At 37.9% G+C, this 25,053-nt stretch carries 30 protein-coding genes; 10 read left to right on the forward strand and 20 right to left on the reverse strand.

The window, feature by feature from the left end; genetic code table 11:
* Positions 1-23: 23 nt before the first annotated feature.
* Complete coding sequence (locus ACTWQB_RS03090; protein WP_054751951.1) at positions 24-221, reverse strand: cold shock domain-containing protein; 198 nt, start codon at positions 219-221, stop codon at positions 24-26.
* A 260-nt stretch (positions 222-481) separates the two neighbouring features.
* Between ACTWQB_RS03090 and ACTWQB_RS03095 the strand changes: the two genes are divergently transcribed.
* Positions 482-1,231 carry a SurA N-terminal domain-containing protein gene (locus tag ACTWQB_RS03095; protein ID WP_443137720.1) on the forward strand — a complete coding sequence of 250 codons (750 nt, stop codon included), beginning with the start codon at positions 482-484 and terminating at the stop codon, positions 1,229-1,231.
* Between the two features lie 30 nt (positions 1,232-1,261).
* On the opposite strand, the gene ACTWQB_RS03100 is transcribed toward ACTWQB_RS03095, so the two are convergent.
* Both ACTWQB_RS03100 and ACTWQB_RS03105 read right to left on the reverse strand, forming a co-directional pair.
* Positions 1,262-1,942: a class I SAM-dependent methyltransferase gene (locus ACTWQB_RS03100; RefSeq protein WP_443137721.1), complete on the reverse strand. Its 681-nt coding sequence runs from the start codon at positions 1,940-1,942 to the stop codon at positions 1,262-1,264.
* 11 nt (positions 1,943-1,953) lie between these two features.
* A complete protein-coding gene (locus ACTWQB_RS03105; protein ID WP_443137722.1) occupies positions 1,954-2,457 on the reverse strand; it encodes a DUF4269 domain-containing protein in 504 nt (167 codons plus the stop codon).
* Between the two features lie 117 nt (positions 2,458-2,574).
* Here ACTWQB_RS03105 and ACTWQB_RS03110 point away from each other — a divergent pair, with 117 nt between their 5' ends.
* Complete coding sequence (locus tag ACTWQB_RS03110) at positions 2,575-3,198, forward strand: lysoplasmalogenase (RefSeq protein WP_443137723.1); 624 nt, start codon at positions 2,575-2,577, stop codon at positions 3,196-3,198.
* Between the two features lie 79 nt (positions 3,199-3,277).
* Here ACTWQB_RS03110 and arsC read toward each other — a convergent pair whose 3' ends face one another.
* Genes arsC through ACTWQB_RS03125 form a run of 3 tightly spaced genes read right to left on the reverse strand, consistent with a single transcriptional unit; the run spans position 3,278 to position 5,364 of the window.
* Positions 3,278-3,697 carry an arsenate reductase (thioredoxin) gene (gene arsC / locus ACTWQB_RS03115; RefSeq protein ID WP_443137724.1) on the reverse strand — a complete coding sequence of 140 codons (420 nt, stop codon included), beginning with the start codon at positions 3,695-3,697 and terminating at the stop codon, positions 3,278-3,280.
* A 15-nt stretch (positions 3,698-3,712) separates the two neighbouring features.
* Positions 3,713-5,005 carry an arsenic transporter gene (locus ACTWQB_RS03120; RefSeq protein WP_443137725.1) on the reverse strand — a complete coding sequence of 431 codons (1,293 nt, stop codon included), beginning with the start codon at positions 5,003-5,005 and terminating at the stop codon, positions 3,713-3,715.
* A gap of 14 nt (positions 5,006-5,019) precedes the next feature.
* Positions 5,020-5,364 (reverse strand): ArsR/SmtB family transcription factor, encoded by a 345-nt coding sequence (locus ACTWQB_RS03125; protein WP_443137726.1) that lies wholly within the window; start codon positions 5,362-5,364, stop codon positions 5,020-5,022.
* 172 nt (positions 5,365-5,536) lie between these two features.
* Here ACTWQB_RS03125 and ACTWQB_RS03130 point away from each other — a divergent pair, with 172 nt between their 5' ends.
* Both ACTWQB_RS03130 and ACTWQB_RS03135 read left to right on the forward strand, forming a co-directional pair.
* Positions 5,537-5,959 (forward strand): disulfide oxidoreductase, encoded by a 423-nt coding sequence (locus tag ACTWQB_RS03130; RefSeq protein ID WP_443137727.1) that lies wholly within the window; start codon positions 5,537-5,539, stop codon positions 5,957-5,959.
* A gap of 2 nt (positions 5,960-5,961) precedes the next feature.
* Complete coding sequence (locus tag ACTWQB_RS03135) at positions 5,962-6,432, forward strand: thioredoxin family protein (protein ID WP_443137728.1); 471 nt, start codon at positions 5,962-5,964, stop codon at positions 6,430-6,432.
* A 237-nt stretch (positions 6,433-6,669) separates the two neighbouring features.
* Here ACTWQB_RS03135 and ytzI read toward each other — a convergent pair whose 3' ends face one another.
* From ytzI to ACTWQB_RS03150, 3 genes are all read right to left on the reverse strand, one after another.
* Entirely contained in the window at positions 6,670-6,831 is a 162-nt protein-coding gene (gene ytzI, locus ACTWQB_RS03140; RefSeq protein ID WP_443137729.1) for a YtzI protein, read from the reverse strand.
* A 12-nt stretch (positions 6,832-6,843) separates the two neighbouring features.
* Complete coding sequence (locus ACTWQB_RS03145) at positions 6,844-8,325, reverse strand: DEAD/DEAH box helicase (protein ID WP_443137730.1); 1,482 nt, start codon at positions 8,323-8,325, stop codon at positions 6,844-6,846.
* Positions 8,326-8,540: 215 nt separating this feature from the next.
* Positions 8,541-9,692: an acyl-CoA dehydrogenase family protein gene (locus tag ACTWQB_RS03150; protein WP_443137731.1), complete on the reverse strand. Its 1,152-nt coding sequence runs from the start codon at positions 9,690-9,692 to the stop codon at positions 8,541-8,543.
* Positions 9,693-9,827: 135 nt separating this feature from the next.
* On the opposite strand from ACTWQB_RS03150, the gene ACTWQB_RS03155 reads away from it, so the two are divergent.
* The gene (locus tag ACTWQB_RS03155) at positions 9,828-10,133 is read left to right on the forward strand and encodes a YggT family protein (RefSeq protein ID WP_443137732.1); all 306 of its coding nucleotides are present in this window, start codon (positions 9,828-9,830) and stop codon (positions 10,131-10,133) included.
* A 68-nt stretch (positions 10,134-10,201) separates the two neighbouring features.
* Here ACTWQB_RS03155 and ACTWQB_RS03160 read toward each other — a convergent pair whose 3' ends face one another.
* From ACTWQB_RS03160 to ACTWQB_RS03210, 11 genes are all read right to left on the reverse strand, one after another.
* Positions 10,202-11,074: a DMT family transporter gene (locus ACTWQB_RS03160; RefSeq protein WP_443137733.1), complete on the reverse strand. Its 873-nt coding sequence runs from the start codon at positions 11,072-11,074 to the stop codon at positions 10,202-10,204.
* Between the two features lie 10 nt (positions 11,075-11,084).
* Complete coding sequence (locus tag ACTWQB_RS03165) at positions 11,085-11,411, reverse strand: hypothetical protein (protein WP_443137734.1); 327 nt, start codon at positions 11,409-11,411, stop codon at positions 11,085-11,087.
* Between the two features lie 69 nt (positions 11,412-11,480).
* Complete coding sequence (locus ACTWQB_RS03170) at positions 11,481-12,203, reverse strand: 3-ketoacyl-ACP reductase (RefSeq protein ID WP_443137735.1); 723 nt, start codon at positions 12,201-12,203, stop codon at positions 11,481-11,483.
* Between the two features lie 67 nt (positions 12,204-12,270).
* Positions 12,271-13,239: a ring-cleaving dioxygenase gene (locus ACTWQB_RS03175; protein ID WP_443137736.1), complete on the reverse strand. Its 969-nt coding sequence runs from the start codon at positions 13,237-13,239 to the stop codon at positions 12,271-12,273.
* A 70-nt stretch (positions 13,240-13,309) separates the two neighbouring features.
* The gene (locus ACTWQB_RS03180; RefSeq protein ID WP_443137737.1) at positions 13,310-14,152 is read right to left on the reverse strand and encodes a hypothetical protein; all 843 of its coding nucleotides are present in this window, start codon (positions 14,150-14,152) and stop codon (positions 13,310-13,312) included.
* Between the two features lie 110 nt (positions 14,153-14,262).
* On the reverse strand, positions 14,263-14,772 hold the full coding sequence (locus tag ACTWQB_RS03185; RefSeq protein ID WP_443137738.1) for a GNAT family N-acetyltransferase: 510 nt from the start codon (positions 14,770-14,772) through the stop codon (positions 14,263-14,265).
* 178 nt (positions 14,773-14,950) lie between these two features.
* Complete coding sequence (locus ACTWQB_RS03190) at positions 14,951-15,388, reverse strand: pyrimidine dimer DNA glycosylase/endonuclease V (protein ID WP_443137739.1); 438 nt, start codon at positions 15,386-15,388, stop codon at positions 14,951-14,953.
* A 13-nt stretch (positions 15,389-15,401) separates the two neighbouring features.
* Complete coding sequence (locus tag ACTWQB_RS03195; protein ID WP_443137740.1) at positions 15,402-16,265, reverse strand: 5'-3' exonuclease; 864 nt, start codon at positions 16,263-16,265, stop codon at positions 15,402-15,404.
* 47 nt (positions 16,266-16,312) lie between these two features.
* Positions 16,313-16,504, reverse strand: coding sequence for a hypothetical protein (locus ACTWQB_RS03200; protein WP_443137741.1), 192 nt, complete (start codon positions 16,502-16,504; stop codon positions 16,313-16,315).
* A 153-nt stretch (positions 16,505-16,657) separates the two neighbouring features.
* Complete coding sequence (locus ACTWQB_RS03205; protein ID WP_443137742.1) at positions 16,658-17,194, reverse strand: hypothetical protein; 537 nt, start codon at positions 17,192-17,194, stop codon at positions 16,658-16,660.
* A gap of 45 nt (positions 17,195-17,239) precedes the next feature.
* Complete coding sequence (locus tag ACTWQB_RS03210) at positions 17,240-18,379, reverse strand: M20 family metallopeptidase (protein ID WP_443137743.1); 1,140 nt, start codon at positions 18,377-18,379, stop codon at positions 17,240-17,242.
* A 106-nt stretch (positions 18,380-18,485) separates the two neighbouring features.
* Here ACTWQB_RS03210 and ACTWQB_RS03215 point away from each other — a divergent pair, with 106 nt between their 5' ends.
* From ACTWQB_RS03215 to ACTWQB_RS03235, 5 genes are all read left to right on the forward strand, one after another.
* Positions 18,486-19,061: an HD domain-containing protein gene (locus tag ACTWQB_RS03215; RefSeq protein WP_443137744.1), complete on the forward strand. Its 576-nt coding sequence runs from the start codon at positions 18,486-18,488 to the stop codon at positions 19,059-19,061.
* A gap of 73 nt (positions 19,062-19,134) precedes the next feature.
* The gene (locus tag ACTWQB_RS03220) at positions 19,135-19,707 is read left to right on the forward strand and encodes a sigma-70 family RNA polymerase sigma factor (protein ID WP_443137745.1); all 573 of its coding nucleotides are present in this window, start codon (positions 19,135-19,137) and stop codon (positions 19,705-19,707) included.
* Positions 19,700-21,025 (forward strand): hypothetical protein, encoded by a 1,326-nt coding sequence (locus tag ACTWQB_RS03225; protein ID WP_443137746.1) that lies wholly within the window; start codon positions 19,700-19,702, stop codon positions 21,023-21,025. Before ACTWQB_RS03220 ends, ACTWQB_RS03225 begins: the two co-directional genes overlap by 8 nt.
* 208 nt (positions 21,026-21,233) lie before the next feature.
* Positions 21,234-22,964, forward strand: a complete 1,731-nt coding sequence (locus tag ACTWQB_RS03230) for an ABC transporter ATP-binding protein (protein WP_443137747.1) — start codon at positions 21,234-21,236, stop codon at positions 22,962-22,964.
* Entirely contained in the window at positions 22,954-24,795 is a 1,842-nt protein-coding gene (locus ACTWQB_RS03235) for an ABC transporter ATP-binding protein (RefSeq protein ID WP_443137748.1), read from the forward strand. The genes ACTWQB_RS03230 and ACTWQB_RS03235 overlap by 11 nt, the downstream gene beginning before the upstream one ends.
* Positions 24,796-25,053 lie beyond the last annotated feature (258 nt).

Raw genomic sequence — 25,053 nt, forward strand, 5'->3', positions numbered from 1 at the left:
AGTAGTTAACAATTTAACATATATTATTTAGCAACAACGTTAGCTGCTTGTGGTCCACGATCGCCTTCAACGATTTCGAACTCAACGTTTTGACCTTCTGCTAGAGTTTTGAAACCATCAGCTTGGATCGCTGAGAAGTGAACGAATACGTCGTCTCCGTCAGGACGCTCGATGAAACCAAAACCTTTTTCTGCGTTAAACCATTTTACTGTACCAGTCATATAGAATGACCTCCTTTAAAGTATTACGACAAAACAATTGAATCTTGTTACTTTGACTTCCTAAAAGAGGTCATTCAGTAAACGTCGATCCCAATTACTTCGTACAATTAATACTCTACTTCATTTGCAGAGAAAAAGCAAGTCATTCGACACACATTACATTTTCTTTACATGATTGTTATAACTTGTATGACTAAACGACAATATGCTACAATTCATACTCGAAACCTAATTTTTTAGAACAAAAGGATGTGTATCACATGAAAAAGTTTTTAACAACAATCCTTATCGTGATGTTAACCGCTTTCTTAGCTGCTTGTGGTGGCGACAGCGAAGAAGGAGATAATCCAGAAGAACCTAATCAAGAAGAGCCTAACCAAGAAGAAGAAAATAATGAAGATACAACTGCAACAGAAGATATTGAAGACGATCAAGTTGTAGCTAAAGTAAATGGGGAAGATATTTTAGGTGCTGACCTTAAATCAAGTGTTAGTTTCTTTGAACAACAATACCAACAAATGGGACAGGACCCTTCTCAATTAGCAGGTCAACTTCAGCAACAGGCTTTAGATAACTTAATTCACATTGAATTAGTTAAACAAGCTGCTGCTGATCAAAATATTGAAGCTAGCGAAGAAGAAGTTGAAGAAGAATATCAGTCTCAAATCGAACAAGTATTAGAAGCAACTGAATTAGAAAGTGAAGAAGAAGTTTTAGAAGAAAACGAAACTTCTGAAGAAGAAGTAAAAGAAAATATTCGTCAAAACCTAATCACAACTAAGTACCTTGAAGAGAATATTGAAGAACCAGAAGTTTCAGATGAAGAAATCCAAGAAGCTTATGACAACTACAAGAGTGCTATGGAGCAGCAAGGTCAAGAGGTTGAAGAAAGCTTAGAAGATATGGAAGAAAGCTTAATTCAACAGGTTAAAGACCAAAAATCTGGCGAAAAAGAAATTGAACATCTAGAGCAACTTCGTGAAGAAGCAGATGTTGAAGTCTTAATCTAACTAACGAAAATAGCTACCGAAAATCGGTAGCTATTTTTTTAACATAAATATGGTCATGAATGTTAAAGCTTGTTGCATGTCTTCAGGTAAACTTCCAACATGTTTGAGGTCAACTCCGCGTTTATATACTTTCTCACGCCCTACAATTTCAAATGATTGCTCTTTGGCTAACTGCTCGAACTCCCACGGCATCATCGTATTCATAATAACAACTTCATTGTACAATCGTTTATAACTATTTACTCTAGGCGCTGCTGTTGGCCCTAAGATTCCTATACAGAGGTAGCCACCAGGCCTCACGACCCTTGAAATTTCTTTTAGAGCATTAATCGGCACTTCTGTCCACTCTAAGGCATTGATTGCCATAAGAGCGTCAAATTGTTGGTCCTGAAACGGTAAATCGAGCATATCAGCTTGTTGAAACGATAAGCGGTCTTGACTGTCTGATAATCGAGCCTGGCATAACTTCACCATTTCTTCAGACAAATCAACGCCCGTTACCTCATAACCTTCTTTCCATAACTTGTAGGAACCATACCCATCCCCACACCCTAAATCTAACACTTTTGAGTTCGGTTCAACGTGTTCTTTAAAGAAAGGTACGATTGCCTTTCTGCTTCCGTTATCCCACATTTCTTGGCTCCGGGAATTCCAAAAAGATGCATTTTCATCCCATTTTAATCGGAGTTGCTCCTGCCATGCTTTTGTCATGATTTGACCTCCTAGATTATTGAACAATCTATCCCATACTGTATTAAAGCTTCGTATGGATCACCTGGTAGTTCTAGTACCTTGCAGAATGCTGGCTCGGTTTTATAGCCCTCTTCTTTTAATGATTTAATTCGTTGTGTCAGACTTGGTTGTTGATTCAAGATTTCTTTTTCTATGATCATATGTAAATAAGCATACTGTTCTTGGACTGGCCTATTTTGACCAAATAATTCAAACTCAAAACCTCCGTATCTGAAGTTGGCTTTTACTACTTTACAGCCTCTAATGACCTTTTCTTTCACTCTAAATAATTCATAAGAGCTGTATAGATATTCAATTTCCTCTCTGAAAGCTTCTAGATCCTTAACCTCCATAATGATATCTAAATCAGAATTCTCTGTATCTACACCAATAGGAAGCGTGCCACATAATGTTGGGTTGTATTCACTAAGCTCATTAAGTATATTGAGCTGTTCTATTCTCTCAAGAGCTTTTTTATAACGATCCTTTTTCATCAATGGAACCTCTTTCTTAGACAATCATATACTCATAACCCTGAGCATATGATGTAAATTATCCTCAATCATTTTATGTCGTTAAATGAATAGATATTATAAAGGAGTGTGACACAAATGAAGAAAGCTCTGCCTTCTCTTATTTTGCTTACTGCCATCTTTTATATGTTTATCTTACCTGATTGGCCACTTGTGATAAAGCTATTCTTTAAAGGTTTACCAATTGCACTAATCATTATCTATGCATTTATCAATCTACCGAAACAACGGTTTTTTATCCATTATGCGATTATTATTGGGTTAGTCTTTAGTCTAGTCGGCGATCTCACCTTGCATTGGTTTGTGATTGGGTTATCTGCATTTTTAGTTGGTCATATATTTTATACTATTGGTTTTATATCAAAATTCCGACCTTCTTTAGTCCGTGGAATCACCTTTATTCCTGTAATCATTTATAGTTATATTTTAGGTAATGGAATCTTGAGTTCGATCAAGGATTCAACATTAATTCTCCCAGTTACATTATACATTATTGTCATCTCGATTATGGCATGGACAGCGATTATGACTCGAAATATCTATACTGCGATTGGTGCCATTTTATTTGTCATCTCTGATTCTATTTTAGCTTGGAATATGTTTGTGACCAATGTTCCTCTATCAGGTATCTTAATCATGATGACTTATTACGGGGCTCAATTTTTACTAGCTTATAGTTTGAGATTTTATAAAACTAGATAAAAGGTGTCTTACCCGAAATGGTTTAGACTTGATTACTAAAAAGAGGAGATCGACTTTAGATCGATCCCCTCTTTATGAATTAACTTCTTTCCTTTAGTTCAGTTATTCTTCTTTTAATCTCATCTCTTACCTCTCGAAACACTTGGTTAACTTCTTCCTCTGTGCCTTCAGCTTTTGCTGGGTCAACTAAGCCCCAATGTTCGGATTCAACATTTGGAGATAGAACTGGACAGTTTTCACGTGCATCTCCACATAACGTAATGACTAAGTTTGTTCTGTTTAAAAGATCGCTATCAATAATTGATGACTCTTGATTTGAGATATCAATACTGATTTCATTCATCATCTCAACTGCCTTAGGATTAAGTCCATGTGCTTCAATCCCTGCGCTGTGGACCTCCCATTTATCTCCTAAGATTTCCTTCCCTAACCCTTCTGCCATCTGACTGCGGCAAGAGTTACCTGTGCATAAAAAGTATAATACTGGCTTTTCAGACATAAAAATCCCTCTCTTTTAAATAAGTAATAATGATACGTAAAGCCCTAGTAAAGTAAAGAACAGAACTGGGATTGTTAAGATGATTCCTACTTTAAAATAATAAGCCCAGGAAATGTGAATACCTTTTTTCGATAATACATGTAACCATAATAAAGTAGCTAGTGATCCAATTGGTGTGATTTTCGGACCTAAGTCACTTCCGATCACGTTGGCATAAATCAATGCCTCTCTGACCGTACCTGTTGTGTTTGTTTCAGCTATTGCTAGAGCATCAATCATCACGGTTGGCATGTTGTTCATAATCGACGACAAAATCGCTGCGATAAAGCCCATTGACATCGTTGCCGCTAATAATCCATAATCAGCTGCTGAATCAAGAACTTGGGCTAGAAGATCTGTCAACCCCACATTACGAAGCCCGTATACGACAACGTACATTCCTATTGAGAAGAACACAATATCCCAAGGTGCCCCTTTAACCACATCTGTCGTTGGAACGGCTGGACTTCTTTTTGCCATCCATAAGAAGAAAATGGCGATCATCCCTGCTACAAACGATACTGGTATTTCAATAAATTCACTTACAAAATATCCAACTAGTAAGACAGCTAACACAACCCAGGACAGACGGAACATTTTATGATCCTTAATGGCTTCATGAGGTTGTTTTAATTTTGTTAGATCATAATCTTGTGGTAATGATTTTCTAAAGAATAAATATAAAACAATAATACTTGCGAGTAATGAAAATAAGTTCGGTATGACCATTCGAATTAAGTATTCTGTAAAGCCAATCCCAAAGAAATCAGCAGATACGATATTGACCAAGTTACTGATGATCAGTGGTAACGACGTCGTATCGGCAATGAATCCACTTGCCATAATAAACGGTAGAATCATAGCCTCTTTAAATTTGAGTTCACGTACCATTGATAATACAATTGGCGTTAATATAAGTGCTGCTCCATCGTTTGCGAACAAGGCGGCTACAGCTGCACCTAATAATGTAACCAATATAAACATTTTAAGTCCGCTACCGTTCGCTAATCTTGCCATGTGAAGTGCTGCCCACTCAAAGAACCCAATTTCGTCTAAAATTAACGATATTAAAATGATGGCAACGAATGCTAATGTCGCATTCCAGACAAGATCTGTAACGGCAATAACATCACCGAACGTTACGACTCCAAAAATTAGTGCTAAAATCGCACCCCCACATGCAGTCCACCCAATTCCTAGGCCTTTAGGTTGCCAAATGACAAATGTAAGGGTGATTAAAAAAATCAAGCTTGCTACTATTATGTCCACGTTGAAACTCCCCTCTAGTCACAAATAATACGTAAATTATTTTTAGATAACTCATCTAGCTCTTCTTGTCCATTTGGTAATACATTTAGAATATCTTGAACCATATCAATGGCTGAGTGTTTTCGATTAATTGAGTAAAATACCCAATGACCATTACGACGCTCATTAATTAATTTTGCATCTTTAAGCTTACGTAAATGTTGACTAATTGCCGGTTGAGACAAGCCAAGTAACTCAACTAGTTCACAGACACAACACTCATCCACATTTACATAACGAAGTATAGATAGTCTTGTTTTATCTCCCATTAACTTTAAAATTTGGGCTGTATCCACCACATTTAGTTCAACCTTTTCCATTCCATGACCACCTTAAATATTAGTAATTGCTTATATAATGATATATTTTTAGGACGAGTTTTTCAACGACTTTCATACATTTCACAAATAATTTACATTAAGTCAGCACAAATCACTTACAATCTAGTAAAATTCATATTATAATCTTTTTGTATAAAAAGTAGGTGTGTAAATGAAAAAGGTTAATGAAAACTTATTAATATTCGCATGGATTGTGGCTTTCATCGCGACATTAGGTTCACTCTACTTCTCAGAGATTAGACTTTATGAGCCATGTAAACTATGCTGGGTGCAACGAATCTTTATGTACCCAATGGCAATTATTTTATTTATCGGCATAGCCGTTAAAGATTCTAAAGTTATTCATTATACAGGTGCTTTATCATTAATTGGGTTTTTAATCTCTGTTTACCACTATGCCATTCAGAAGGTAGAAGTACTCCAACAATCAGCACCATCATGCGGACAAGTGACTTGTACTGGTGCATATATTGACTGGCTTGGATTTATTACCATTCCATTTTTAGCAGGAACAGCCTTTTTAATGATTTTAATTGCATCTATTATGGTTTGGAAAAATATGAAGGAGGACTAAGCATGAAAAAGCTTATTATATTCGGGGTTGTGATTATTACGCTATTTGCTGCAACCGCCCTTTTAACAAATCTAGCTCAAGAGGAAGTTAGTGAGGACAACCCGTATGAAAAAACAAATTTAGATCAAGCGACCATAGACTTATTAGATGACCCACATTATCAAAACATCATTACTCCTGAACAATTAGAAGAGACATTATCATCTGGAGAAGAAACGACTGTTTATTTCTTCAGTCCAACTTGTCAATATTGTCGTGAAGCAACACCACGCTTAATGCCACTTGCTGAAGACATGGGTGTAGAAGTACAACAATATAACGTGTTAGAGTTTCAACAAGGTTGGAATGAATATAATATAGAAGCAACACCTACGTTAGTGCATTTTGAGAATGGTGAAGAAGTTGCCCGCATTAAAGGGGCTGCACCAAACGAACAGTATGAAGCGTTCTTTAATGAATATGTAGTGGAGTAATTCTATTAAAAGCGATTCCTTAGACGAGGGATCGCTTTTTTTAGAGAGAATGCTTTTTCGCACTGGCGAAAAAGCTACTAATCAAAATCGCGCCATTTATCTACCCCTATTTTAAATTTATCAACCCCTTTTCGAAATTTATCTACCCCGAAATTTGTCGACGAAGTAAAAATGGCTATTTTATCTACCCTTAATTCTGATTTATCTAACCTAATTACAGCGAAAAACCCCAGTGAGCTAATGCTTACTGGGGTTTTTGTCTGGTTCATCGTCTTCTTTATGACGATCAGGTACTGGATCCACTTTGTGATTATACGAATACCCTTTAGAGATCGCAAAAATGGTCAAGGCTAGTACGCCTAATACAATTGCGATTGATATGATAAGAACTTTTAACATCTTTAAACACCTCTATTGATTGGAGTTGCGACGTTTACGGTTCCCTTTTTGTCCTCTGTTGTTTGAACGGCGATCATCACGACGTTTTCCACCTCGGTTACGATCCCCTTGACGGCCACCACGACGTCCACGGTTGCGGTTACTACCGCCACCTTTGTTACCAACCTTTTTCACTCGTAATGGTGAAACAGCTGTTAACTTAACTGGTGTACGGTCTGGTTCTTTTGCTAGTAACTTTAATGCTGCTGCTACGACATCCACTGAATGGTACTCATCTAATAAGTTTTCAGCAATACGCTTATACTTTTGTAGGTCTTGCTCCTCAATAGCAGCTAAAAGCTCATCACGTGTAGCTTGCTGAACACCTTCTAGCACATCATCATAAGATGGAACTTGCTTACGTGTCATTTTGTGTTTTGTAAGCTGTTCGATGTTTTTTAAATGTTCACTTTCCCTTGGTACGGCAAACGTTACGGCTTGACCTTTTTTACCAGCACGTCCGGTACGTCCAATTCTATGGACATAGCTTTCAGGGTCTTGTGGTAAATCAAAGTTGTAAACATGGGTTACACCAGAAATATCTAAACCACGTGCTGCAACATCCGTTGCGACTAGTATGTCCGTTGTTTGATCTTTAAATCGTTTGATGGCACGTTCACGTTTTGCCTGAGTAATATCTCCGTGTATACCTTCTGCCGAATAACCACGCTTTAATAAACCTTCTGTTAATTCATCAACACGCTTCTTCGTACGACCGAATATAATGGCCAATTCAGGCGATTCGATATCCAATAGCTTACATAACACATCGAACTTCTGAGGTTCTTTGACTTCTAAGTAAAACTGCTCAATATTTTCAACGGTCAGTTGCTTTGATTTTGTACGAATGACTTCTGGCTGATCCATAAAACGTTCAGCTAAGTTCTGAATTCGTTTTGGCATCGTCGCAGAAAATAGAAGTGTTTGGTATTTTGAAGGAATTTCCGCCATAATAGCTTCAATATCTTCAATGAATCCCATATTTAACATTTCGTCAGCTTCATCCAGCACTAACGTGTGAATTTCATCTAAACGAATCGTTTTACGACGAATATGGTCCAATAAACGACCAGGTGTCGCCACCACAATCTGAGGACGCTTCTTCAACGCTTTAATTTGACGTTGAATGTCTTGCCCACCATAGACTGGAACGGTTCTAACACCTTTGTTCTGTCCAATTCTGTTTAACTCTTCACCAACCTGAATGGCTAGTTCACGGGTTGGTGCAATGACTAGACCTTGAACCTTTGATTGGCTCATGTCCATTTTCTCGATCATTGGAACACCAAATGCTGTTGTTTTCCCTGTACCTGTTTGTGCTTGTCCAATCATATCCCGGCCTTCTAATGCAACCGGAATAGCTTTCTCTTGAATCGGTGTTGGATTCTCAAAACCCATATTCGATAGTGCTTTGACAATTTCTTCACCAATATTAAAATCTTTAAATGCGATCAATCTGTTTCCTCCTAAAAATTAAGTAAAATTATCTTGATTATGAAAAACTCGTTAGACATTCTCTTCAGGCGTGGATCTAAAAAGAATTGTCGTATATTCTAAAGATAGCTTTCCTAAATATAGATAATTTTATGAAGGAATACTAAATCCAAATAAATTTCCGAACTTTTCATAAGACAATTCAGTATAACTGTTTCACACAACGAAGTCAACTTTTAGTCCAATAAGTTAGATGCTAAATGCTCTAAAATTAAATCGTCCATCGGCGGGTTGTGTAACCCTGCTCTTACGTCACGGTAATAACGTTCAAACGGTAATTCTTTCGACAGCCCTCGACCTCCAGCAACACGCATCGCTAAATCAACTACTTTATTGGCATCATTTGTTACCGTTACTTTAACGACAGCTAGTTCTTTTGCCAAATGTTCACGGTTTTCCGGATTACAATCCCACTCTTCTGCCACATGATATAAATAAGCTCTAGCACGTCTTATTAACATTTCCATCTCACCAATTTTTTGGCGAATATGAGACTCTTTTGAGATTGGGTGGTCTAAACTGTTAGGTTGAAAGTCCTTTGCAAAACGTACTGCATCGTTTAATGCCGCCTGAGCAACACCTAAATAACAAGCAGGAATGTGGAGTAGCCACCCTTTTGGTCCTGACCTTTGATCTTTTCTTTCAACTAAACTTGCATCACTTAACTTAACGTCTTTTAAGACCAGATCATCACTCGCTGTCCCACGCATACCCAGTGTATCCCACGTTTTGTCGACCGACACCCCTTCCGCTTTCATATCGACGACAAACCAACCAATTTGTTCTTCTTCTTCAATCCACGCAGATACAATTGCATAGTCTAACACCTCTGCCATGGTGGTAAAAGTTTTTATTCCATTTAAAATATAGCCATCATCTTGTCTAACCGCAATCGTTTCTGGACGACCTCCACGCGTTGGACTACCTGTATTTTTCTCAGTCGATGCTCGATTAAACAACTTTTGTTCTTGAGCCTTACTTGCAGCCCATTTAAAATCAGCTTCAGACCAAAGTTTGCCTTCTTTCAACTCCATTAAAATACCGTTATGCCAGCCAACCGATAAAGCTGTGGCAGCATCTCCTTCTGCAATTTTCTCTTGCATGATTAACCATTCATAAAGTGATAAGTCCTCACCACCGTAAATCTCGGGTAATACAATAGATAAGTATTTATGTTTTTTCAAAGTTTGCACCGTTTCATCTAAAAAACTTCCTTGTTGATCAGCTTTTTTTACATGCTTTTTTAGCTCTGTAGATAAATTTTCTGCACGCTCATATAGATCCTTTTGTCGATTATTTTTTAAAAATAAGTTACCTTCTTTGCGCATCTGATTATCTCCCTTCTGAAGTATAAGATATCATATGTACTTACTAGGAATTAGCTTAATACATCTGCACAAGATAATAAAACGTTTAGATTTTATTTATTAATGGAAAATAACCACAAAGGAGGTTGATTTCTGATGAAAGGCAATCGTTTTATCAATTATTTAATAAATGTCATTATTGGTCTTGTTCAATTAATACTAGGCTTACGAATTATTTTAAAGCTATTTGGGGCATCTGTATCGGCTCCATTTGTTGAGTGGACATATAATACAAGTGAACCTTTACTACACCCGTTTGAAGGGATCTTTCCAACTAAAGTGTTAGATGGGACATTCGTGGTCGAATTCTCCGCTATATTTGCCTTTTTGATCTATACGATCATTGGTTATTTCCTTACGAGTCTAATATTGGGGTTTGATCGTAAGTGGAATAAAAAATAGTCTACGACCAACTAATAGTACGCCATTTTAACAGGTAGTATGGTTCACTACCTGTTAGCGCACGGTACTTAAGTAACCGTGCGTTTTTTTATGCGTTCTTTATTAGATAAAACAATTAGCCCTATTACTAATAAAGCTAAACCAACTGCTGCAACCACACTAACCGTTTCGTTCAAAAGACTAATACCTAACAGTGCAGCTGTTAATGGCTCAGCTAATGCTAATGTTACAGCTGTCGAAGCCGTAACAGCTTTCAACCCTCTCGCAAACAATACATAAGATAAGGCCGTTGCTAAAATTCCTAAGTGTAAGATTGAAAGAACCCCAGACCACTGAAGTGTCCAACCTAAATCAGAAGTTAGCAATAGAGGAAGCAACATTATTGCTGCTGTCGTGAATACAAGTGCAACGACGACATCAGGTGGATGTTTTTCAATTAATGATTTGCTTACAAATGTATAGATAGCAAAGGATAAACCTGCTGTTAATGCGCAAATCATACCGATTGGATTAAATATTACCTGTTCACCTGACTGAAATAATAATATACAACCTAAGATGGCTAACAACGTTGAAAATCCCCAGATCCAATCAGGGAGCTTTTTATAAAACAATAACTCGATTAGCCCAGCAAAAATCGGTGCACTACAAATAGCGACCACCGTTCCAATTGCGACTCCCGTGAGGTCCACACCTGTAAAGAAGAACGGTTGATAAAGTGCCATTGCCAATGCACTGATGAACAAGGGCCACTTAGGAATGCTCTTAAAATCGATATTTCTTTGGAACATGATGTAAACAAATAAAGCGCCTCCTCCTATGAGTAGGCGCAACGCTCCAATTGTTAATGGATTCGCTTCATTTGGCGCTAGCGCTTGAGCAGTCCCAGTCGTTCCCCACAATATTGCCGCTAACAAGACAAGAAAGATGCTAATTTTCATAAAGACCACCCTAATTTAAATGACGCTCAAACCATAAATAAGAAAACACTCGATATAGTAGAAAAATTATAATCCCAATGATGAAGATATATTTAATGGAATCAGAAATAAACATTATTGGAATTAATGCGATTAAGCCAATCACAGAAAAGAAGTTAGAATACGTCCCGTTAACAGGTGTGTTGCTTACAATCAAAGACGACATACCCTTGATTTGATCAACATAACAATCTTTACAGTACGGCACTAAACTGAACAACACTGTAGTCGTAACTAGTTCATCTTTATCCTTGATTGGCCTAGAACATTCTTCACAGAAAACTTTTCCTTCACTCACAACATTTTCTCTCCCCATTTTTAGTTGCCTCAATATTAACATTTTTCTAATAACAGGTGAAGGTTCAACTTAGAAAGGGTTTGTTGCCCATTGTAGCGATTGTTTAATAAAGATACGTTGATTTAATTTAAGTTGAGCTACCATATACTCAGCCAAGTCTTCTGGTTGCATATACTTATCTTCGTTTTTCTCTTCTAGTTGATCTCCGAAAACTAATTCAGTAGCAACTAGGCTTGGATTCATCGTAAACACTCTAATATTGTGTTTACGTACCTCTTGCATAAGGGCTTCACTCATACCTTGAACAGCAAATTTAGATGCACTATATGCAGACGAACCAGCCGTTGCTTTAAGGCCATTACTAGAAGATATGTTAATAATGTCGCCTTTATTTTTCTCGATTAAGTCTGGAAGAACCGCGCGTGTTACATAGTAAGTTCCAAAAACATTGACCTCGATTGGCTTTTTCCATTCATCAGGGTTAGCATCAATTAAATCTCCTCTTGAACCAACACCAGCGTTATTGATTAGAATGTCAGCTTTGCCAAGGCGATTTCTCAGTTGACTGATTGCATTGTTCACAGCATCCATATCTGAAATGTCGACGGCTTCATACTCAACATTAACACCATAACTTTTTAGTTCCTCAGCGACTTTTTGAAGTTTCTCCTCAGTTCGTGCGATTAATCCTACGTGTACTCCCTCTTTTGCTAATTCTCGAGCTGTAGCACGTCCAATGCCAGAACCTGCTCCAGTGATATAAGCAATTTTCCCTTTAATGTTTTGACCCATGTGACATCATCCTTTCATTGGTTAGTTATTTACTATTTTAGGTAAAAAGAAAAGCCGTGGGCAATCATCACGGCTTATAATCAATTGGTTTTAAGTTTTGTTCTATTTGATCGCGACGGTCTTCTAAGAATGGAGGTAATGCTAGTGATTCACCTAGGTGGTCAACATCTTCATCTGTTGCAAAACCTGGACCATCTGTCGCAAGTTCAAACAGAATCCCATTTGGTTCTCTGAAATAAACTGATCTGAAATAAAAACGATCGACAAATCCAGAGTTACCAATCCCTATTTGATTAAGTTCATCTAGATATTGACGAATTTTTTCTTCATTTTCAACTCGGAAGGCAACATGGTGGACCCCACCGCGGCCAAGCCGTTCTTGCGGCAAGTCAGTACGAACATGAATATGCAACTCTGCACCAGTTCCACCCTCACCTGTTTCATAAACAATCACCTGGCGTCCATTGGAGTGATGTTCATATTCGCCTGAACGTGTGAATCCCATCAGTTTTGTTAAAATCGCTTCTGTTGGATTTAACTCAGGAACAGTTAAATGAATTGGGCCTAAGCCAATGATCCCATAATTAGGGTCTGCTGCACTTTTATCCCAAGGGGTTCCACCAGCAACACCTTGATTTGTTTCATCAGATACGAGAATTAAGCGCTGATTTTCGAAGTCTTTAAACGGAATCACGTTACGCCCAAACTGTTCAACGATTCCTTCATTTTCAACATCGTGTTGATCTAAACGTTTTTTCCAGTACTCAAGTGCTTCATCATTTGGTACACGTAGAGACGTGGTTGAAATACTATTATTACCATTATGATTTTGTCCAGCACGTGGAATTTCAAAGAACGTTAACTCTGTGCCAGGGTTTCCAATTTCATCGCCGTAAAACAAGTGATAAACTGACGTATCATCTTGGTTGACCGTCTTCTTAACCATTCGCATTCCTAATATTTTTGTATAAAAATCAACATTCTGCTGAGCATTTGCTGTAATCGCAGATAAGTGGTGAATACCTAGTAACTCCATGAAAAAGCTCCTTTCAATAAAGCTTTTATTTTATTATATGCTAACAAATAATATCTTGAATTCAAAGTAATTAGTTTTTACCTGGAAAGCTTTCATAGAAATCTATATCCTCAGGGTATACGGTACCTTCTTGTACGAATCCACCTGAGTACTCAACTTTTAATGAAACTTCTAATACATCATTTAAAGGTTCCACGACCACATAATATAAACCTGGGTCATTAACCGTATAACCCTCATCGTCCTCTATTACTGAAGGCAACTCGCCTCTTACAATCTCTTTTTTCTCATTTGAACCATCTGTGTATTGATATGTTGCGGTAATGTTCTCTATATCAAAATAGGGTATATTCCGTTGATCCTCATGTTCAAAACCGATAATAAGAAAATCGTCACCACTATGATGTTCATGAGATATTAACATGGCTGGCCTGTATAAATCACTAGGGATCGGTTGAATTTCTGAAGTTCTGCTGACCTGCCCTTCACTAATAATTTGAAATTCGTATTCTTTTAAAGGAGTAACTTTTAACGTAGCAGAATATCTATTTCCTTCCAAATGCTCTGCTTCAACTTGAATCCAATCGCTCTCACGTTCTCTATACATTAAGCTAATCTCAGCATCACTCTCAACCTCATTGAACGACCAATCTAACTCCATTTGCACTTCGTCATGATCAGATTCATCAGAGTTAATGTCATAATTTACATCCGAAATCCATTTGTTACTTTCTCTAATGCTATCCACTTCCCGATAAATCGAGTTCGTACTCTGATTTAACACTTGGCCGAAGTTCATTTGTATTTGTTCTTGTTGTGTTGATATTTTATTTTCCAATCTAACGAAGTAAAAAATGTTCATTAAAATCATTAAGCCTAATATAGCAAACGTGATTTTATGATAGCGATCCATGAAATCTCCCCCCCTAATTAAAGAAAAGGTGATTTCATGAAGTAGAAATCACCAAGTTCTTCCTATTATATCATTTTTTGCGAACGGTTAGAACGGTTACAAGTTTTAATTTACAACTCAATCCAAAATCGATTGACTACCGTTCCATCATCTTCTGTAAAGGATTGATCTTGTACACCGCCATTATTCACAATCACTTTCTTTGAGCCGATATTACCTTCATTACATGTAATGAGCGCTTTCTTTATTCCCATCTCTTGAAGACGATTTAAACAAGCCTTTAACATAAAGGTGGCATGACCTTTCCCGCGCTCAGTTGGTCTTACACCATACCCAACATGCCCACCGATTTGTAGTAGTTTTTCATTTAAATCATGACGTATGTTACAGCTTCCAAGTATGCGACCTTCATCGTTAACTAGAAAATAAGTGGTATTAGCCACCCAACCTTCACGAATGACACCTTGTGATTCGTTTTGCCATCGTTCAACAAACGCTTCGTATTGGTCATTTACTTTCCTCAATGTTGTTGGGACGACTTTTTCTTTGCTCGCTTCCCATTCTTGTATGTATTCATAAAATGCATCTTTTAGTTCAAGATTTGGTTTTACCAATTTCATATAGATCCCCTCTTCCTTTTATCGACCCCTTTATGAGATTTATCGACCCCATATTGATGGTTATCGACCCCTTTTCAAAATTTATCGAACCTTTTTGCCAATTTATCGACCCTTAGTCTCGATTTATCGGCCGTTTGGTATGAAAAAAGTGAGCTTCTTCAGCTCACTTTTTACTTTACTAATTAACTACTTCCCACTCTTCAACTGGGCCATCGATGACTTGAAATAATGGGTGTGGAATGATGTCTTTTGCGACTAATGTTTTTAGTTGTGTTAACCTATCAGGGGCTCGCTGTCTTAATTTCGCACGAAGGTGAGCCCACTCATACTCAAGCTGACCAGTTGTCACTCGAAGCTGTTCGCCAGTCTCTATTTTAATAATTTTAGAATGGTCAAAATTATAGCCCCGAGCTTTAGCTTCTATATAAATGTATTCTAGATAGAGTCCAATTGCTTGAATCGGATCTTCCTGTTCGCGAAATCTCACTAGCTGAGGATGTTTCTTATACCCCTTAGTTTCTCCCAGTAACACCTTTTGTGCCAACAATGACTCTCGCCAACAAGCAACTAACCCTTTGGCATCTAAATATCTAGGGTGTATGGACCATAAACGCATTTTGCATCAACCTCTATATCATTTGATCTAAACGTTTAAACTCTAATTCTTGGAACTTCTCCATGACTCGGTCACGATTAATTCGAAACTCTGCATTTGATAAATCACAAGTAACCCCTGCCTCACAGTAGATCTCCGCTAACCTCCTAGACAGATGCACCATATCAAGATCTGCCTCGAACTTTGCTCGCTGTGCCTTAGTTAGTGAATCTAAGTTGTTTAAAATGTTTTCTAATGAACCGTGTTGTTTAAGTAGTTTTAGGGCTGTTTTCTCACCAATTCCACGGACACCAGGGTAGTTATCAGATGAATCTCCCATCATTGCTTTTAGCTCAATCATTTGTTGTGGCGTGATTCCTTTTTCTTCAATAAAGCGTTCGGCATGATACACATCGTAGTTGCCGTAACCTTTTTTGAATAACACCACATTAACGTTTTCATCAAGAAGCTGAAGAATATCTTGGTCACCTGTTAAGATATAAACCTCAGAATCTTCCTTATATAAATTTGCGAGAGTACCAATACAGTCATCGGCTTCATAGCCTACTTCTCCAACATTAGGAATATCCATCGCTTCTGTTACTTCTTTTACCAGATCAAACTGAGGGATTAACTCCTCAGGGGGCGCCCCACGGTTGGCTTTATATTCTGTATACAAATCGTTTCTAAACGTATGACTTCCCATATCCCAACACGCAATCACGTGAGTAGGTTGAAAGGTGTTCGTCGCTGTCAGTAGGTGTCGAACAAAACCATAAATTCCGTTTGTAGGAATGCCTTTACTGTTGACCATAAAATAACCTGACATAGCTGTTGAATAGAACGCACGAAATAATAGAGCCATTCCATCCACTAATAAAACTTTATTCTTCTCCATTTTGAAGCCTCCAATATATAAAAGACAGACTTATTCTGCCTGTGTGCCTATTTTCTCTCAACTGTTCTAAATAGTCGTATAAATTCTTCAGGCGACTTTTTGACATGTAAGGTGAAAACACCTTTAGTCGTATGTAAATAAAAGAACCCGAATTGTTGCGACAACATTTTGTACGAAACATCTAGCACTTGCTCAATCGGAAAATTTTGCTCAGTCGTGACAATACGATCCTCATACAATTCAACCCAGTGTTCTTCTTCAATCCGCTTCTGTTCAAAGTTAAAATGATCGATTTCTCGCCTGATGCTAAAGTAGGGATGTTTGTGTAAAATTGATAAAACTCCCTTCTATGTTCTGAAAATATTATAGCATTCAAGTTCAATCGTGTCTTGTTAAAAGATAGTTTCAGTAGGTTTAAATTGTACTAATTCATTCTTATCGTTCAGTCCTGCTTTATCGTTATTACGTGCTCCCATATCGACAAAGTGAGCTCCTCTATCGACATTCAGCGCTCTCCAATCGACATTCAGAGCTTCCCTATCAACATTCAGCGCTTCCATATCGACATTCAGAGCTTCCATATTGACATTCAGAGCTTCCATATCGACATTCAGAGCTTCCATATCGACATTCAGAGCTTCCATATCGACATTCAGAGCTTCCATATTGACATTCAGAGCTTCCCTATCGACATTCAGAGCTTCCATATCAACATTCAGCGCTTCCATATCGACATTCAGAGCTTCCATATCGACATTCAGAGCTTCCATATCGACATTCAGAGCTTCCATATCGACATTCAGAGCTTCCCTATCAACATTCAGAGCTTCCCTATCAACATTCAGCGCTTCCATATCGACATTCAGAGCTTCCATATCGACATTCAGAGCTTCCATATCGACATTCAGAGCTTCCTTATCAATATTCATTTACTTTTAATGAAAAAATAAAGCCGTAGCATCTAGGCTTCGGCTTTATTTTCCATATTCACATAGTAACAAGGCCAATAGTGCACTGCGCTTTGGCATTTCACTGATGACGCAATGCTCATGGTGAGCATGTGCCCCAGCACCAACTGCTCCGAGCCCGTCTAAGGTTGGTGCAAGCGATGCCGTAAAGTTCGCATCACTTCCGCCACCTGTGAACTCTTCTATTAATTCCACACCCAAGTACTCATGTGCTAGTTCTTTAGCTTTTTCGAAAAGTCGTTCGATCTCGTCTGTGCGTTCTAATGGTGGTCTGTAAATTTCACCAGTCACGCTAATTTCAATGTCTGGGTCGTGAGGTTTTATGTTTTGAATAAGCGGTACCACTCGGTCCATCTCTTCTTTTGTTTGGACACGCACATCCACAACGGCATGCGCATCTTCTGCGATGACATTTTTTTGAGAACCGCCATCAATTAACCCAACGTTCACAGTCGTTCCTTTTTGTAAATCTGTAAGACTCGATAAATATGTGATTTGTTCAGCTAGCTCTTCAATAGCACTAGCTCCTTTTTCAGGGTCAATCCCTGCGTGGGACGGAACACCATGCACTCGAATCTCAAATGTTCCAACACCTTTACGGGCTGTTTTCAAAGCGCCTTCCTTGCCAAGTGACGGTTCCAACACAAAAACACCGTCACTTTTTTTAGCTTCTTCAATAATATAGCCTTTTGATGTCGGGCTTCCTAATTCCTCATCACTCGTCATCATTAAGACGATTTTTTTATTTAAATGAACACGAAGTTCTTTCAGTGCCTTGATCGCAAATAATGCTTGAACAATTCCAGCTTTCATATCAAAAGTTCCAGGCCCATAAGCTTTGCCGTCTGTAATAGAAAACGGCATTTCCTCTAATGTGCCTTCTGGCCAAACGGTATCCATATGAGTAATGATTAATAATTGCCGCTCTCCTTCTCCCCATTCAGCCTTCAAATGAGGTGAATAACAATCGCTAGGTAAAAGTTCAACCTTACCACCTGTTATGTCCTTAAAGATTTGAGATAAGTGCTGTCCAATCTTTTTCGTTAAATCTGGTCTAGTTGATGGTGATTCGTAACAAACTAGTTGTTCTAATAAATCTACCATCTCATCTTCTCTTTGATGTAAATAATCAACTAATTCCTTCAACAGTTTCTCCCCCGACGGTCTATACAATCTTTCATTATTATTATACACTTTTTCATAACAAACGGTTATAGGGTGTGTAGAGATTATGAAGGAAAATTTTAAGCAAATGATGGAAGTCATTCACCTTTCTGAAAAACTTAAATACGAACTTCGACATAGTTGGTTATCTAACGGTAGACAAGAAAGCGTTGCTGAACACACTTGGAGATTATCATTAATGGCAATGCTAATCGCGCCACACTTAGAAAGAGAAATCGACACTTCTAAACTATTAAAAATGATTATTATCCACGACCTAGTTGAGGCTGAGGCAGGGGACGTCCCTGCATTTGACACACTGAACAATCAACAAGTAAAAGAGCTCAAAACGCAGAAAGAAGAACAAGCCATTTTGCATATAAAAGAATTAGTTCGTGGTGAGCAAGGAAATGAATGGTATCAGCTCTGGCATGAATTTGAAGCTAAAGAAACTTATGAAGCTAAAGTCGCCAATGCTCTAGATAAACTCGAAGCCCAAATTCAGCATAATGAAGCCGACATAAAAACATGGTTACCTATCGAGTACGACATGAGCTACATGCTTGGACGACATACTTCATTTAGCCCTGTTCTCGATCAATTGAAAGACGTCATTGAAGAAGAAGCAGATAAAAAAATAAAACAAACAACAGGATCTGGTTAGAATACAACCAGATCTTTTTTGCACCTTTCAAATAAACTTATGCGTCATACAAGTACAAGAAAGGAGGCACATAATGTCAAATAGCTTTGAGGCACGATTAAATCAAGAAGAATTAACAGAACAGCAACGCCTCGAAATATTAGAAGAATGTATGAGTCAATACGGACATGAAATTAAGCGCGTTGTAAACTCATATGTAAAAAATAAGTCGGACACTGAGGACATTACTCAAGATGTTTTTGTTAAAGTCTACGAAAACTTAAACACCTTCAGAGGTCAGTCCTCATTACGTAGCTGGATTTATTCTATCGCTATAAATAAAAGCAAGGATCATTTAAGGTCTTTAAAGAATCGACAACGAATTTACAAAGAAAAAGTCGTAAACCTTTGGCAGCACAAAGACGAGGAATCACCTGAGAAGCATTCCATGAAACAAGAGGGAATGAAACAAATTTTAAGTAAAGTGAACGAACTGCCCTTAAAATATCGAGAAGTGATCATACTTTATTACTTTGAAGAGTTGGCTTTAAAAGAAATTTCAGAGGTCTTGTCAATCAAACTAAACACCGCGAAAGCACGTCTTCAAAGGGCTCGTAAAAAGTTAAAACCAAAGTTGGAACAAAATGGAGGTGATCAACTTGGATAAAGAGCTACAAAAGGCTAAGGAACAGTATCAGAACGAAGTTGAATTTACAGACCACGACCGAAACCAAGTACTTGAAAAAATCTCTGAAGCTCATCAAAGAACGCCCAAAAAAAGGGTTTTTCATCCCTTTCCAATAGCTGCAGCTTTAATCGCTACATTATTAATTGGCTTTCTATTTTTAAGTAATTACGATCAATTATTTAAACAAAATACGGCATCTCCAAGTTCTGAGTCCGTTGCAGGATATATTGTCAAAATAGAAGATCAACGCGCTTTAGTCACAAATTCGGAGAATGAAACATCAATATGGATTAATGATTTACCCGATCCACTTGATCTAGGGCACCAGATAGAAGGTTCATATGAGGATCATGAAGAATCAGCCATTGAATTAAATGAATACGAAATCACAAATAATGAAACAGTTGAAGATTCTCGAATGACAAAGAATGAAGCAGTCAGAATCGCGCTGACAGAAGCTGATACTAGTGATTATGAGAGAATTGTTATTCGCAACGTTATATTTAATCAGAGCGAACAATTTTGGAGTATCGGAATTGACGTTGATGATTCTGCGATTATCATTAACATCGACGATCAAACAGGCGAAATTCTTTCAGAAGAACATCCTGAAGCAGAGGAACCAAACTTAGATGAAGTCATAAGCAACTATGAAGAAACCATTACGTCATTAAAAAATGAAAACACACAAGAAATCGATTTTGACTCAAAAGATGAAGTTATGGATTATCTAACCCAAGCGATGTCATACTCGTTGGCTGAGAGTCATATTGACACTTATATCGAAGAAAGAGATGACGGACTGTACCTAGTACCAACAGAATTTCCTGTTTTTATTAATACAGATGAAGATTATCAAACATCACAAGAAGACGCTAACACGTACCATGTCACTCAAGAGCAAGATACTGAGTTAACAGACCATATTGAAATGACGTTTATCATTACTAACCATGATGGCACTTGGATTGTAGATGAAGTCGAGGTTGAACAATTAAACCAACCTTCAATAGAGATAGAGTCTGACCAACAAGCAGAGGAAGAGGTCGAGCGCGCCTTACAACTAGGTGATCAATATCAATATAGTTATGAAGGCCAAAAATCTCCTTCTGAAGAATATGAAAACCAAAACCTTGCCTTAATTCATGTCTACGAAGAAAACGACAACGCAACTGCGACATATGGTTGGTATTATATTAACATGGATACTCGAAGCATTTACGAATATGATTTAGCGAACAACAATCTCAATTTACGTTACGAATACCATGATGGAGACTATGTAGAGGTTGAATAACTATTAAGCCTATCGAGGACTAATAAATCTCGATAGGTTTTTTATTTTCTTTAATTAAAATGCGAAACATCTGTTAGAGAAGCGGTTGCAACCTTCCCAAACCATTATTACGAATCTTCTAAAAAATTTCGAGCTCCGTACTATTTATTTTTTTCATTTTTCGATAAAATAAGGAGTATTGAGGATTTACATAGATGGAGGCTTCAACATGAAATACGTTGCTCGTTACTTAAAACCCTATTACTTTCATATGATTATCGCCTGGATACTCATGTTAATCGAATTAACCGTTGAGTTACTCCTTCCATTCTTTTTAGGTAAAATGATTGATGAAGGTATCTTAAATCAAGATCTAAACACTGTTATTTATTGGGGCTCCATAATGATTGTGCTAGCCCTTGTCTCATTTGCAGCAGGAATCATTAATTCGTTTTATTCCGCTCACGTGACATTCAAGTTCGGTTACGATGTAAGGCAAAAGTTATTTGAGAAAGTGCAAGCTTTTTCATTCAAAAACCTAAACGAATACCCAACATCATCACTCATCACACGTTTCACGAATGATATACGAATGATTCAGAATGGTATTTTCATGGGCTTACGCATTATGCTTCGTGCTCCACTGTTAGTTATAGGTGGGGTTATAATGGCCTTCATTGTTAACTGGAAAATTGCGCTTATTTTCTTAGTAACTGTGCCATTATTAATCGGATTTTTACTAATTGTTGTACGCAAAGCCGGAAAACTTTTTAGTAAAGTACAAGAACGATTAGATAACGTGAACCGCGTCATGCAAGAAAACTTATCAGGAATACGATTGATCAAAGCATTTTTAAGAAAGAAACATGAAACGAATCGCTTTGTCGATGCGAATTCAGAACTTATGGACTATACGAAAAAGTCCTTGCGCCTAATTGAAACCGCGATGCCTGTCCTACTATTTGTGATGAACATGAGCTTGTTGTTCATTCTATGGTATGGAAGCAGTGAGGTTCGAGCTGGTAATGCACAAGTTGGTGATGTCGTTGCGATTATAAACTATGCACTACGTGTTTCCATGGCCATATCAATGTTCGGCTTTTTAACGATGGCTATTGCGAGATTAAAAGCATCAGCTGATCGAATCGCAAATGTGTTAGATGCTGAAATTGATCTATTGGAGGCCGATGATGCGAATGATCAATATCAAGTAAAAGACGGTTCCATTGAATTTTCTAATGTGTCATTCCGTTATCCTAACTTAAAAGAAGATGTATTAACTGAATTATCGTTTACCGTGAAACCCCAAGAGAAGATTGCAATCATTGGAGCAACAGGCTCCGGTAAAACGTCACTATTTCAGTTGATTCCTCGTTTATATGATGTTAATAAAGGTGCTGTCTACATAGATGGTCATGATGTTCGTGATTATAAGTTGGACCATCTGCGCCGAGCAATTGGTTATGTTCCTCAAGCCCCGCTACTTTTCACTGGGTCCATAAGAGAAAATATCCGGTGGGGTAAGAACGAAGCTACAGAGGACGACATTATACAAGCGGCTAAAGACGCTCAAATCCACGATACAATTAAAGAACTCCCACATGGTTTTGACACGAAAATCGGTCAAAAAGGGGTTAATTTATCAGGTGGACAGAAACAACGTGTCTCTATTGCGCGCGCGTTAATTAGAAGACCGAGAATTTTAATGCTAGATGATAGTACAAGTGCCCTTGATTTAAAAACCGAGTCTAGATTATTGGATGCCATTCAGGATTATGAATGTACAACATTAATTGTGACGCAAAAAATCACAACAGCAATGAACGCGGATCGTATCTTCTTAATTGATGATGGACGCTTGTTAGACGTTGGACGTCATGATCAACTACTTAAAACATCTGATCTTTATCGTAAGATTGTTGAATCACAGTTTGGGAAGGAGGGTGTGCATGAGCATTAAACAGATTTTCACAGAGCCCTTTAAATATGAAAAAATTGACCTACAAGAAGCTGAACGTGTGGATGACCCAAGAGCCAAACCGAAAGTTCGTGATTGGAAAGGGACTTTGAAACGGATTTGGAATATGATGATGAATGAAAAATGGAGACTAATTTTCGTATTTTTCATGGTGGTCATTTCCTCTGCCCTTGCCATCCTCGGACCCATGATGATTGGTACAGCAGTCGATGACTACATTGATGTTGACCGCGAGTTTGCTGGGTTAGGTCAAGTTATGGTTATCCTTTTATTGATCTATGTATTTTATTCGTTAACGATGTTTTTACAACAATATGTGATGATTGGTATTGCTCAAAATACTGTCTACGATTTAAGAAAAAAACTGTTTAATCAATTGCACCTTTTACCGATTGCGTTTTTTGACAAAAGACAGTTCGGTGAAATTATGAGTCGTGTTACCAATGACGTTGATAATGTTAGTAATACTTTGAACTCATCTGTTATTCAGATTTTCTCAAGTGTATTAACACTAATCGGAACCGTCGCGGTGATGTTTTATTTAAGTCCACTGCTAGCGATTGTGACTCTGACGATTATCCCGATGATGGTATTCGGCATGAAGTGGATTACGAAGAGGACTGGGCCTTTATTTAAAATTCAACAAAAACGACTTGGCGACATGAACGGTTATATTGAAGAAACCGTTTCAGGTCAAAAGATCGTTAAGACATTTTCACAAGAAGATCGAGTCAAACAAACGTTTGATTTAAAAAATGACCAAGTTATGAAGTCCAGCTTTTGGGCGGCTGCCATATCTGGTTTTATTCCAAAGCTAATGAACATGTTGAACTCATTTAGCTTTGCGATCATCGCATTCGTTGGTGGTGTTTTAGTCATTTATGAAATGGCATCCGTCGGTACGATTGTGATTTTCACTGAATTAGCAAGACAGTTTACTCGTCCATTAAACGAACTCTCGAACCAGTTCAATCAACTGTTATCTGCTGTTGCAGGTGCTGAACGCGTGTTTGATATTATTGATGAAGATAGTGAAGAGTTAGATGAACATAAAGCAATTGAGATTGATGAGCCTAGAGGCGATGTGGAGTTTGAAAACGTCACCTTCTCTTACGATGAAGATGATGTGGTGCTGAAAAATGTTTCCTTTAAAGCAAAAGCGGGTGAAACCGTTGCCTTTGTTGGGCACACAGGTGCAGGTAAAACGACGATTATCAATTTAATATCACGCTTTTACAACTATGATAGTGGTCGTATTTTGTTAGACGGAACAGAAATAAAAGATATTAAACGAACTAGTTTGCGACGATATATGGCCTTCGTGCTGCAAGACGCTTTTCTTTTTGAAGGAACTATAAGAGAAAACATTCGCTATGGACGTTTAGATGCTACTGATGAAGAAGTTATTGAAGCTGCGAAGAATGCCAACGCCCATTCGTTTATTATGAAATTCCCAGACCAATACGATACGGTGCTGGACCCCAATGGAAGTGGGATCAGCCAAGGGCAGATGCAGTTACTAACGATTGCCCGCGCATTACTTGCAGACCCTAAAATATTAGTACTCGATGAAGCGACAAGTAGTATTGATACGGTGACAGAAGTTAAAATCCAAGAAGCGCTACAACGTCTAATGAAAGGCCGCACAAGCTTTGTGATTGCTCACAGGCTTAACACAATCCAAAGTGCTGATCAAATTATCATGCTAGAGCACGGGCAAATCATCGAAAAAGGTACGCACGAATCATTGATTAAGCAAGACGGCCATTATGCTGAGTTATATCAGAGTCAACTAGATAGTTTAGCAAATTAGTAATACCTCATGGCGCCACCTTGGCACCATGAGGTATTTTCGTGATTTATCGACCCTATATCGGATTTTATCGACCCTTTTTCTTAAAATATCGACCACGAAATTTGTCGACGGGGTAAAAAAACTCATTTTATCGACCCTTACACTGAATTTATCGACCCCATATCGCAATATATCTACCCTTTTTTGTGATTTATCTACCGCGAATTTTGTCGACGAAGTAAAAATGTGCATTTTATCTACCCTTGTAGAGCATTT

Source organism: Piscibacillus sp. B03 (assembly GCF_052246295.1).
Lineage (GTDB): Bacteria > Bacillota > Bacilli > Bacillales > Alkalibacillaceae > Piscibacillus.

What these genes read in the sequence shown, in the direction of transcription:
- ACTWQB_RS03090 (WP_054751951.1), bottom strand. Translation starts at nt 221, where the DNA reads ATGACTGGTACAGTAAAATGGTTTAACGCAGAAAAAGGTTTTGGTTTC.
- ACTWQB_RS03095 (WP_443137720.1), top strand. Translation starts at nt 482, where the DNA reads ATGAAAAAGTTTTTAACAACAATCCTTATCGTGATGTTAACCGCTTTC.
- ACTWQB_RS03100 (WP_443137721.1), bottom strand. Translation starts at nt 1,942, where the DNA reads ATGACAAAAGCATGGCAGGAGCAACTCCGATTAAAATGGGATGAAAAT.
- ACTWQB_RS03105 (WP_443137722.1), bottom strand. Translation starts at nt 2,457, where the DNA reads ATGAAAAAGGATCGTTATAAAAAAGCTCTTGAGAGAATAGAACAGCTC.
- ACTWQB_RS03110 (WP_443137723.1), top strand. Translation starts at nt 2,575, where the DNA reads ATGAAGAAAGCTCTGCCTTCTCTTATTTTGCTTACTGCCATCTTTTAT.
- arsC (WP_443137724.1), bottom strand. Translation starts at nt 3,697, where the DNA reads ATGTCTGAAAAGCCAGTATTATACTTTTTATGCACAGGTAACTCTTGC.
- ACTWQB_RS03125 (WP_443137726.1), bottom strand. Translation starts at nt 5,364, where the DNA reads ATGGAAAAGGTTGAACTAAATGTGGTGGATACAGCCCAAATTTTAAAG.
- ACTWQB_RS03130 (WP_443137727.1), top strand. Translation starts at nt 5,537, where the DNA reads ATGAAAAAGGTTAATGAAAACTTATTAATATTCGCATGGATTGTGGCT.
- ACTWQB_RS03135 (WP_443137728.1), top strand. Translation starts at nt 5,962, where the DNA reads ATGAAAAAGCTTATTATATTCGGGGTTGTGATTATTACGCTATTTGCT.
- ytzI (WP_443137729.1), bottom strand. Translation starts at nt 6,831, where the DNA reads ATGTTAAAAGTTCTTATCATATCAATCGCAATTGTATTAGGCGTACTA.
- ACTWQB_RS03150 (WP_443137731.1), bottom strand. Translation starts at nt 9,692, where the DNA reads ATGCGCAAAGAAGGTAACTTATTTTTAAAAAATAATCGACAAAAGGAT.
- ACTWQB_RS03155 (WP_443137732.1), top strand. Translation starts at nt 9,828, where the DNA reads ATGAAAGGCAATCGTTTTATCAATTATTTAATAAATGTCATTATTGGT.
- ACTWQB_RS03160 (WP_443137733.1), bottom strand. Translation starts at nt 11,074, where the DNA reads ATGAAAATTAGCATCTTTCTTGTCTTGTTAGCGGCAATATTGTGGGGA.
- ACTWQB_RS03170 (WP_443137735.1), bottom strand. Translation starts at nt 12,203, where the DNA reads ATGGGTCAAAACATTAAAGGGAAAATTGCTTATATCACTGGAGCAGGT.
- ACTWQB_RS03175 (WP_443137736.1), bottom strand. Translation starts at nt 13,239, where the DNA reads ATGGAGTTACTAGGTATTCACCACTTATCTGCGATTACAGCAAATGCT.
- ACTWQB_RS03180 (WP_443137737.1), bottom strand. Translation starts at nt 14,152, where the DNA reads ATGGATCGCTATCATAAAATCACGTTTGCTATATTAGGCTTAATGATT.
- ACTWQB_RS03185 (WP_443137738.1), bottom strand. Translation starts at nt 14,772, where the DNA reads ATGAAATTGGTAAAACCAAATCTTGAACTAAAAGATGCATTTTATGAA.
- ACTWQB_RS03190 (WP_443137739.1), bottom strand. Translation starts at nt 15,388, where the DNA reads ATGCGTTTATGGTCCATACACCCTAGATATTTAGATGCCAAAGGGTTA.
- ACTWQB_RS03195 (WP_443137740.1), bottom strand. Translation starts at nt 16,265, where the DNA reads ATGGAGAAGAATAAAGTTTTATTAGTGGATGGAATGGCTCTATTATTT.
- ACTWQB_RS03205 (WP_443137742.1), bottom strand. Translation starts at nt 17,194, where the DNA reads ATGAATATTGATAAGGAAGCTCTGAATGTCGATATGGAAGCTCTGAAT.
- ACTWQB_RS03215 (WP_443137744.1), top strand. Translation starts at nt 18,486, where the DNA reads ATGATGGAAGTCATTCACCTTTCTGAAAAACTTAAATACGAACTTCGA.
- ACTWQB_RS03220 (WP_443137745.1), top strand. Translation starts at nt 19,135, where the DNA reads ATGTCAAATAGCTTTGAGGCACGATTAAATCAAGAAGAATTAACAGAA.
- ACTWQB_RS03230 (WP_443137747.1), top strand. Translation starts at nt 21,234, where the DNA reads ATGAAATACGTTGCTCGTTACTTAAAACCCTATTACTTTCATATGATT.
- ACTWQB_RS03235 (WP_443137748.1), top strand. Translation starts at nt 22,954, where the DNA reads ATGAGCATTAAACAGATTTTCACAGAGCCCTTTAAATATGAAAAAATT.